Source organism: Mesorhizobium sp. M2C.T.Ca.TU.002.02.1.1 (genome assembly GCF_003997225.1).
This window is the reverse complement of record NZ_RZTO01000170.1, coordinates 1-9,345: the sequence shown is the minus strand read 5'-3', so window position 1 is coordinate 9,345 and position 9,345 is coordinate 1. Positions and strand designations below refer to the sequence as shown.

Below are 9,345 nucleotides of genomic sequence, written 5' to 3'. Positions count from 1 at the left end.
CGATGATCTCGACGGAGCGCAGCCGGTCGTTGAGAACGTAAGGCGAGCCGGGCACATCGACTTGTGGCGAAGGCGGCAGCGACAGATAGGCAGGCGAGACGTAGACCTTGGCGAGGATGCGGTGGCGGTGCTTCTGCCAGCGCATGTCGACGAAGACGGCGAGCAACAGGATCGCTCCGAGGATCGTCGAGGTGATCGGCCCGCTGATGCCGAGATTGATCAGGCCGTTGGTCAGCATGAGCACGAGCAGGCTGCCGATGATGGCCTTGGCGACGGAGCCGCGGCCGCCGCCAATGGCGGTGCCGCCGAGCACCGCGGCGGTCAGCGCCTGGACCTCCAGGCCGACGCCGGTGTCGGATCCGGTGCTGCCGAGGCGGGCCGCGAACAGGAAGCCGGCGAGCGCGCACATGGTGCTCGAGGCGACATAAGTGAGGAACACCATGAAGCGCACGTTGATACCGGCGTTGAAGGCCGAGCGGCGCGCACCGCCGACGGCGGTCAGTCGCCAGCCCGGCCGCATGCGCGACAGCACCAGGTGCCAGGCGAGCGCGATGATCAGCGTGATCACCAGCGACACGGGAATGCCGAGCACCGTGCCTTCGCCGATGAACACCCACAGATCCGACATCGAGAACCCCGACATGATCGAGGTGGACATGCGCACGAAGACGATCTCGTAAAGCGAGCGGAAGATGATCAGGCTGACCAGCGTGGTCAGGAAGGCGCGCAGCCGCAGATAACCGATCAGCACGCCGTTGATGGCGCCGCAGACCATGCCCATGCCGAGAATGCCGGCGAGAACCGCGGGCACCGGCAGCTCGTAGACATTCACGCCGATGAGCGAGAACAGGACGGCAAGAGAGAAGACCGAGGCCACAGAAAGGTCGATGCCGCCCGAGATCATGACGACGGTGAGCGCCAGGACGACAAGCCCGAACTCCGCGAACTGGCGCGCCAGGTCCGACAGGCTGGACAGCGACAGGAAGTCGGGAATGATCGATCCCATCACCAGCACCGTCAGAACCAGCGCGGTGAACGGGATGGCGTTGTCGATCCATCGCTTGGACATGATCTCCCCGATCAGATGATCGGGGAGATAGCGCGAGCGCAGAGACGCTAGGGTGTCGCTGGACATGATGCTGATTGACTTGCCACGGCTCACTTCAACTGGTCGAGCGACCAGCAGGTGCGCGGACCGATGTTGTCCTTGGTCAGCAGCGTCAGCGGCGTGTAGTAGGAGGTCTTCGATTCGCCGGCCTTGGCGGGCGACAGCAGCGTCTGGACGATCTGCTGGTTGATCGCGTTGCCCTGCAGCGGAACGTCATAGCTGATGATCAGGTCGAGAAGCCCCTTCTGGATGTTGTCGCAGCCGATCTGGTTGCCGCCGCCCGAGGTCACGACATAGACGTCGTTGGCCTTGCCCGCCGCCTGGATGGCGGCGCCCGCGCCGACATCCTGGTTGTCCCAGTTGCCCACCACGCCGCACAGGTCAGGATGCTGCTGCAGCACCGTCTCCATGATGGCGCGCGCCTTGGCGGGGTCATACTGGGCGGCCTGCTCGGACACGATCTTGATTGCCGGATCCTTGGCGAAGGTCTGCTTGTAGGCATAAAGCTCGTAGAGGTCCGACGCCGCCGTCGGCTGGCCGCGGATGATGGCGATCTTGCCGGACTTGCCCGATCCCGTGCCGCATTGCTTCACCAGCGCGTCCGCCTCGATATAGCCGACGCGCGACCAGTCGGCGCCGACATAGGCGTCGGTCGGCACGACCGATTCCAGATTGAGCTGGATGACCTTGATGCCGGCGTCCATGGCGCGCTTCAGCAGGCGCGCATAGGACTGGACGTCCGGATTGTGCGCGATGATCAGGTCGGGCTTTTCGGCGATGAGCGCCGTCAGCGCGCGCGTGCCGGCGTCGGTGCTCCAGTTCGGATCGCGGATCTCGAGCGTGTAGCCGAGGTCGGCCGCCTGCTTGCGCATGATGGCGGCCCAGCCTTCCGTCAGGTCGAAGCCCATGGCCAGCGGAATGAAGACGACGCGCTTGCCCTTGAGGCCGTCGTAGAACGGATTGCGCGACGGATTGTCGAGACCGTCATCGGCGTGAGCGGCCCCGGCCAGGCCGAGCGCCATGAGCCCGGCCGCCAGGATAGTTCTGAATTTCATGGTTTCCTCCCGTTGGATTGCAAGCTTTGTTCAGATGTCGCCCTGGCTCTGTTGCGACGTCTGCTCGTCCCTCGGGTTGATGAAGCTATCGACCGTGATGGCGAGCAGCAGGATCAGGCTCTTGATGAGGTTCTGCGTCGTGTAGGTGATGTCGAGGATGGTCATGCCGTTGAGCAGCACGCCGACCAGCAGCGTTCCCACCAGCACGTTGCGCACGCTGCCGCGGCCGCCGCTGAGGCTGATGCCGCCGAGCACGACGACCAGCAGCACGTCGTAGATCATCGTCGAGTTGTAGACGCGGGTGCTCATTCCCGAGACGGCGGCCGCCATCACCACGCCGGCGAGGAAGGCGATCAGGGCGCTGATCACATATTGCGCCACGATCAGCGGACGCAGCGGCAGACCGGTGATGCGCGCGGCGAGCGCATTGTCGCCGGCCGCATAGACGAAGCGGCCGAAGCGCGTTCGCATCAGCACGAGCGCGACCAAAGCGGCCAGCACCGCGAAAGCGACGATGGGCATCGGAAGGCCAAGAAAGGCCCCTCGCCCGAGGAAGTCGAACCAGTCGACGCCGCCGGGCGAATTCTGGACGTCGATCTGGAACAGGAAGGCCCGTCCCGAGCCATACATCACCAAGCCCATCGCGAGCGTCGTGAATATGGCTGGAATGTCGGCGTAGGCGATCAGGATGCCGCTAGCCAGGCCGATGGCCAGCGCCAACAGGGCGCCGTAGACCAGAGCCGTGTCGAAGGGCATACCGGCCTGCGCCATCGAAAGCACCCAGGACAGCGACACCACCATGGTCGCCACCATGGCGAGGTCGATGCCGCGGCCGATGACGACCAGCCCCATGCCAAGACCCAATATGCCGAGGATGGAGACGCTGCGCACCAGCGCGATCAGATTGCCCGCGGTGAGGAAATTGTTCAGCGTGGCTGCAAAGACCACGAACAGCGCGACGGCGAGCGCGAACACCACGCCCTCCTGCGACAACCGCGCCTTGGCCATTGCGCCACCTCCCGAACCAGGCCTTGCCGGCCCGGCCGCGAACCCCCTTCGCGACCTGCTTTTTCCTCCCGGCGACCATCCCCTTTTTGGCTGGCTCAAGACATATCCGCCCAGGGAATATCAGTTATGTTTCATGCCGGACCGGGCATGGGTGCGGAGCCGGGCGGTGGGCTGAAGGCCGAGGCGCGTTCGGCAGTGCCAGCAGGGCCTGTCATGCGATAAGCGCCATAGCTGTTATCCGGATTCCGTACAGCCTCGTCGCTTCACTCCGCCTTGCCAATCACGCAAAACTGCCGAGCGACAAGAGGAGGCGCGGAGCGCCTGCCGCACCGGGAGGAAATGATGACCGAAGAACCGCGCAAACAGACGCCGGGGGTCTACAGACGCCGCGTGGGCGATGCCATGGTCACCGTCATCAATGACGGTTTCCTCGATATCAGCGTGGCCATCCTGCGCGGAACGGAGCGCGGCGACATGGAAGGCCTGATGCGCGAGCAGTTCCGCCACACGGAGCCGCGCCTTACCGTCAATGCCTTCGTGATCGAGACGGGCAAGAAGACCGTGCTGGTCGACGCCGGCGGCGGGTCGACCACGGTCTATTCCATGGGGCTGCTGCCGCAGAATCTCGAGGCCGCCGGCTTCAAGCCCACGGACTTCGACACCGTCCTGCTCACGCACATCCATCCCGACCACTCGAGCGGCCTCATCGACAAAGCCGGAAAGCCGCTCTTCCCGCGCGCCGAGATCATCATCCACCAGGACGATTTCGACTTCTGGTCCGATCCCGAAAAGCGCGGAAAGTCGGCGGCGGCCATGCCCTATGCCGGCTCGGCGGATGCCTTGCTGACCACATATCGAGGCCGCTTCCGTCCGACGAATGGCGAGGAAGTGGTGCCGGGCATCAGGCAGCTGCCGCTGCCCGGACACACGCCCGGCCACAGCGGCTATCAGCTTGACTCTGCCGGCGAAACGCTGGTGATGTGGGGAGACACGGTGCACGTGCCGGAGATCCAGATTCCGCGGCCTCAGGTCACCAGCGAGTACGATGTCGACGAAGCGTTGGCGCATGCGAACCGCCGCAAGATCTTCGAGCATGTCGCCAACGAGCGGCTGCTCGTCACCGGCGGACACCTGCACCTGCCCGGTTTCGCGCATGTGGTGAAGGCTGGCGCGGGCTACCGCCTGGTGCCTGAGGCCTGGCTGGTTCAGCTTTAGAAACGGACACAGAAAAATGGGGCCGGCCCGATAGGACCGGCCCCATTTTTTCGTCCGGTGAAACGTCAGTCTGTGACTTCGACCCAGGTCTTGCTCTTGGCGTCGTATTTGACCAACGTCACCTGCTCTGCCGTGATGGTGATGTGGCTCTGCTCGGTGAAGCCGATCGTGCCGGTCATGCCCTTGAAGCCCTGGACCGCGTTGAAGCCTTTCTGCAGGTCTTCCGGCTTCGTCGACTTCACGTCCTTGATGACCTGCGCCAGCATCTTGATGCTGTCATAGGCGCCGGCCGAGAAGGGCGTGGCGTCGACGTTGAACTTCTTCTTGTAGGCGTCCTTGAACGCCAGAAGCTCCGGACCCGGATGCAACTCCGTCGTCAGCATCGCGGTGATCGTCCCGTCGGCAAGGTCGCCGGCCAGTTTCGAGTAGGTGTCGTCGGCATTGGTTTCGTCATTGCCGTAGACGATGGCGTCATAGCCGATCGAATGCAGATCCTGCACGAAGGCGGCCTGATCCTGCGGCGTCAGCCAGACATCGACGCATTTGATGCCCGCGGCCTTGATGGCGTTGACCTCCGGCATCAAGCCGGCGGTCGCGCCTGTCGACCAGTTCTCGGTGATGGTGTGATCCATGGCGATCTTCTTGCCGGCCTTGTCATAGGCAAGCTCGATGCCGAACAGACCGCCCTGCCCGTAAGTGGACGGATCATGCAGCACCGCGAGGCCGTCGGGGCAATGCTTCAACGCATGCTGGCCGATCTTCTCGCCCCAGGCAAAGGTGTTGAGGCCGAAGTCGAAGACCCACGGGTTCGGCGGGCTGGTCGGCCCGTCCGGATTGACGGTGAGACCGCCATCGTCGACGACGCCGATGGTCGGGAACTTATGGCGCTGCGCCAGTTGCGCCGTGACCGGGCCGGTGTCGGGCGAACCGGCGATGGCAATCGCGCCTTGCGACATCAGCTTCTCATAGAGCTGGCCGGAGAGTGTTGCCGACGCATTGTCGTTGTGTGGGTCGAGCTTGAAAGTGTGGCCGTCGACACCGCCGGCGGCGTTGACCTCGTCGACCGCCATCTGCGAGCCGTTCACCGTGGCGACACCGGTCGAACCATAGGCGCCGGTCGTTCCCGCGATGAGGCCGATGAGATATTCGTCCGCCGCGCCGGCCTGAACGCCGAGCCCGCAAAACGCCGTCGTGGCCAGCAACATCGCGGAAGTCGTCGCGAGTTTTCTCATGTCTGATTTTCCTCCCTGCGATCGGTGGGCAGGAACCGACAACCCGATCGCTCAATTTGCCCCGCGCTTCCCGCGCCCTCTCGGTAGTGGATTTTGCTATCCCGTTGCCCGGCCTTGTCAACGCGAGCGCCTACGCTCCGAAGCCGGTTCAGCGACCTTGCAAATGCCACTGGAGAAGCCGACCGGGCACGATCATCGGTATCGCCGAAAGGGAGATCGGCATCCAGTCTAACTCATTGCTTTCACTTTCTTTTATTCCAAATCAACTTGCTACGCCCGCACGCCGCAAGACCTCTTGGGCCGCCTGGCCGCGCCCCGCGTTTCACCGTTCCGAAACGCCGTCCAATCGCTGCGCTCATAGCTGTTATGTCACTCGCATCAGCTATTTCCGGACGGTCATTTTCGACTAGGTTTTTTGGCACCGGCGCAGCATGCCAGAGCTGGACATTGCGGCATGGAACCCGGGGGCGGCAGGGAACCCCCGCCTGACGGTTCATCTTGAATCCGGGCGGCTATCCGACGGAAGCGTCTCCGAGGCGATAAAGCCGGCTGAGGAGGCAACGCCGGCCAGGGGAGAGGGGAAAGCCACCAGTGCTGCAATTCGTGTTGAGCGGAGTAGCGATAGGATCGATCTACGGTCTGATCGGCATGGCGCTCGCGATCTCGTTCTACGTCACCCGCATCATCAATTTCGCGCAGGGCCAGCTGATGATGGTGACCGTCATGGTCACAGCAGAGCTCGCCTCTTCCGGTTATCCGGTCTGGCTGGCCGCGCTTGCCGGCCTGGCGTGCTCGTGCATCGTCGGCATCCTGTCCTATGTCATCGCGGTGCGGCCGATCCTTTTGTCGAACCGCTTCAGCTTCGGCTGGCTGGTCTCGACGCTGGGCTTCGCCGTGATCGTGGAAAACGCCGCCGCCTATATCTGGGGCCCGACCTCGCAGGCCTTCCCGCCAATCCTCAACGGCATCAGCCTGCCGATCGGCAGCGCCGTGCTGACCGCCCAGCAGCTTCTCGCCATCGTCACTGCCGCCGTGCTTGCCGCCGGCTTCGAGATCGTGCGGCGCTACACGCTGTTCGGCAAGCTCGGCATGGCGACGGCGGCCGACCCCGAGATGGCCTCGGCCATCGGCGCCAACACAGCAATCGTCGCCATCGTCGCCTTCGCGGTCTCCGCCGTCTATGCCGGGATCGCGGGCCTGCTCATCGGGCCTTCGACCTTTGCCAATCCCTATCTCGGCGATACGTTCGGCACCTACGGCTTCATCGCCATGATGATCGGAGGCGGCACCGAGCGGCCGATAGCGGCGATGTTCGGCGGCCTGCTGCTCGGCGTCTGCGCCGAAGGCGCCAACGCGCTGATCAATTCGCAGGCTTCCGACTGGTTTCCCTTCATCGTGCTCGTGCTGATCCTGATCGTCTCGCCGAAGGGCCTGTTCAGCACCAGCAACCCCCTGTTTCGCCCGCGCCGGGCGGCCGTGACGCGCGGCTGAGGTCGAGCATGGCCCCTGCATTCGATACTCAGCCGGTCACCGCTCCAAGGCTTCGCGTCGGCCGCTGGCGCGCCGCCGGGCTGCTTGCTGTCCTGATCGCCTATCTGGCGGCCACCGCCTATGTCGCCCACACCGACCTCGGCCTGCAGAGCCTTGTTCTTGTGGCGGCCGTCTTCGGCATCCTCGCCATCAGCCTCGACCTCGTGGCCGGGATGCTCGGCCTCTACTCGCTGGGCCAAGGCGGCTTTTTCGGGATCGGCGCCTATGCGACGACGATCCTTGCCAACGACTATGGCTGGAACGTCTTCGGCCTGCTGGCGCTGGTTCTGGCGGCGACCGGCCTGATCGGCATGGCCGTAGGCGCGATGTCGCTCAGGGTCAGCGGCCTCTACTTCGCCATCACCACCTTCATCTTCACGCTGGTGCTGACGGTTCTGGCGACCGACATGGTCACCGTCACCGGCGGCCTGCAGGGCCTGCTCGGCCCAGCCTTTCCGGATTTCCCGACAAGCCTGGAATGGCTCGGCACGCCGCTGGTGTGGTGCATCATGCTGGCGCTGCTTGCCTGCCTCGGCCTGGTCTGGAACATCCGCCATTCGCCGCTCTACCCGATCCTGCTTTCGATCCGCGACGCCGAACCTTTCGCCGAGGCTGCCGGCGCGCGCACGGCGGCGATCAAGGTGGGGGTCTTCGGCGTCTCGGCCGCGATGGCCGGAGGGGCCGGCTGGCTCTTTTCGTTCCTCGGGGTCGTCTCCCCCAGCCAGTTCGACTGGTCGGTGTCGCTGAACGTGCTGGTGATGGTGCTGATCGGCGGCATCAACACCAGCGTCGGTCCGGTCGTCGGCGCGATGTTCGTCTCGATGTTCCCGAATGTCGTCAACATCAATCCCTGGCTGCAGGAGATCGTCTACGGAGCCCTCTCGATCCTGGCGATCACGCTGTTGCCCGACGGCGTCGTCGGCATCGCGCGGCGCGCGCTTGCACGACGTGCCGGCGAGATAGCACCGGTGGCGGACGCCGCCTCTGACGAAGCCCTGCCCGCCGCGCCCACCGTCGCATCGGCGGCCTCCCCGAAAGACTCCGAAATCATCGTGGAATGCCGGGGCATCGAATTCGGGTATGGGCTCGGTCCGAAGGTGCTGCGCAATGTCGACCTCGCCGTCCGCCGCGGCCACATCCATGGCTTGATCGGCCCGAACGGCTCGGGAAAGAGCACCTTAGCCAATGTGATATCGGGGCGCCTGACGCCTCATACGGGAGAAGTCCTGCTCAAGGGCACGCGCGTCGACGGAATGCCGGCGAGCAGCCGTTCGCGTCTGGGGCTGCGGCGCACCTTCCAAGCCGCGCAGTTGGTGAAGGAACTGACGCCGACGCAAAACGTCATGGTCGGGCTCTTCGACCGCGTGCCGCGCATTGTCGGTCGCGCGCCGCTCTGGCCTATGCTTGCCTCCGGCCGGCGCGACCTCGCGGCCATGCAACGCCGCGCCAGCGAGGCTCTCGGGCTCGTCGGCGCCGGCGACTGGACGGCAAGACAGGTGGCGGACGTGCCGCACGGCATCGAGCAGCTGACGCAGCTCGCCTCGGTCTGCGTGGCCGGGCCGGACATCATCGTGCTCGACGAGCCGGCGACAGGACTTTCCGCCAAGGAGGTCAGGCATCTGGCCGCGATCCTGGCCAATCTGAAGACCCAGGGCGTGACGATGATCATCATCGAGCACCAGACGCGCTTCCTGTTCCCGCTCTGCGACCGCGTGACCGTGCTCAACGCCGGCGAAGTGATCCTCACCGGCTCGGCCGACGAAGTGCGCGCCGACCCGGTGGTCAGACAGGTGTATCTCGGCGAATGAGCGAGCAACCCACTCTCGAAATCAACGCGCTGAGCGCCGGCTATGGCCGCTTCGATGTGGTGCGCGACGTGGCGCTCAGCGTCGGCAAGGGCGAAGCCGTCGCCCTGCTCGGCCCGAACGGCGCCGGCAAGACGACAGTGCTGCGCGCGATCATGGGCCTCGTCAAGCAGCGGCGCGGCCTGATCCGGATCGGCGGCACCGACGTCTCGGCGCTGCCCACCCATCGCATCGCGCGCGGACTGGCCGCGATCGCTCCGGAAGGACGCCGTCTGTTCCTCGACCAGTCGGTGGAGGACAATCTGCTCCTGGGGGCGCTGCATCTGCGGCACGACAAGGCCCGCACCCAGACCTTGCTTGCCTCGGTCTACGATCTCTTCCCTGTCCTCAAG

8 protein-coding genes are annotated in these 9,345 nt (G+C 64.9%); 4 read left to right on the top strand and 4 right to left on the bottom strand.

Annotated elements, in window-relative coordinates:
• The 3 genes from EOD07_RS11930 to EOD07_RS11920 form a co-directional block, all read right to left on the bottom strand.
• The coding region (locus tag EOD07_RS11930; protein WP_164772194.1) for an ABC transporter permease at window positions 1-1,069 on the bottom strand (1,069 nt) is incomplete at its 3' end.
• 89 nt (window positions 1,070-1,158) lie between these two features.
• The gene (locus tag EOD07_RS11925; protein ID WP_040985776.1) at window positions 1,159-2,163 is read right to left on the bottom strand and encodes a sugar ABC transporter substrate-binding protein; all 1,005 of its coding nucleotides are present in this window, start codon (window positions 2,161-2,163) and stop codon (window positions 1,159-1,161) included.
• A 30-nt stretch (window positions 2,164-2,193) separates the two neighbouring features.
• On the bottom strand, window positions 2,194-3,171 hold the full coding sequence (locus EOD07_RS11920) for an ABC transporter permease (protein ID WP_040985777.1): 978 nt from the start codon (window positions 3,169-3,171) through the stop codon (window positions 2,194-2,196).
• A 342-nt stretch (window positions 3,172-3,513) separates the two neighbouring features.
• Here EOD07_RS11920 and EOD07_RS11915 point away from each other — a divergent pair, with 342 nt between their 5' ends.
• Complete coding sequence (locus tag EOD07_RS11915) at window positions 3,514-4,386, top strand: MBL fold metallo-hydrolase (protein ID WP_164772193.1); 873 nt, start codon at window positions 3,514-3,516, stop codon at window positions 4,384-4,386.
• A 65-nt stretch (window positions 4,387-4,451) separates the two neighbouring features.
• Here EOD07_RS11915 and EOD07_RS11910 read toward each other — a convergent pair whose 3' ends face one another.
• Window positions 4,452-5,618, bottom strand: a complete 1,167-nt coding sequence (locus EOD07_RS11910; protein ID WP_127235590.1) for an ABC transporter substrate-binding protein — start codon at window positions 5,616-5,618, stop codon at window positions 4,452-4,454.
• 591 nt (window positions 5,619-6,209) lie between these two features.
• Between EOD07_RS11910 and EOD07_RS11905 the strand changes: the two genes are divergently transcribed.
• The 3 genes from EOD07_RS11905 to EOD07_RS11895 form a co-directional block, all read left to right on the top strand.
• A complete protein-coding gene (locus tag EOD07_RS11905; protein ID WP_127235589.1) occupies window positions 6,210-7,109 on the top strand; it encodes a branched-chain amino acid ABC transporter permease in 900 nt (299 codons plus the stop codon).
• 8 nt (window positions 7,110-7,117) lie between these two features.
• The gene (locus EOD07_RS11900; RefSeq protein ID WP_127235588.1) at window positions 7,118-8,956 is read left to right on the top strand and encodes an ATP-binding cassette domain-containing protein; all 1,839 of its coding nucleotides are present in this window, start codon (window positions 7,118-7,120) and stop codon (window positions 8,954-8,956) included.
• Window positions 8,953-9,345: ATP-binding cassette domain-containing protein (locus EOD07_RS11895; RefSeq protein WP_127235587.1), on the top strand; the 393-nt coding region annotated here is incomplete at its 3' end. The genes EOD07_RS11900 and EOD07_RS11895, both read left to right, overlap by 4 nt.

Excerpts from the sequence above, each read along its gene's own strand:
- EOD07_RS11925 (WP_040985776.1), bottom strand. The coding sequence starts at position 2,163 with ATGAAATTCAGAACTATCCTGGCGGCCGGGCTCATGGCGCTCGGCCTG.
- EOD07_RS11920 (WP_040985777.1), bottom strand. The coding sequence starts at position 3,171 with ATGGCCAAGGCGCGGTTGTCGCAGGAGGGCGTGGTGTTCGCGCTCGCC.
- EOD07_RS11915 (WP_164772193.1), top strand. The coding sequence starts at position 3,514 with ATGACCGAAGAACCGCGCAAACAGACGCCGGGGGTCTACAGACGCCGC.
- EOD07_RS11910 (WP_127235590.1), bottom strand. The coding sequence starts at position 5,618 with ATGAGAAAACTCGCGACGACTTCCGCGATGTTGCTGGCCACGACGGCG.
- EOD07_RS11900 (WP_127235588.1), top strand. The coding sequence starts at position 7,118 with ATGGCCCCTGCATTCGATACTCAGCCGGTCACCGCTCCAAGGCTTCGC.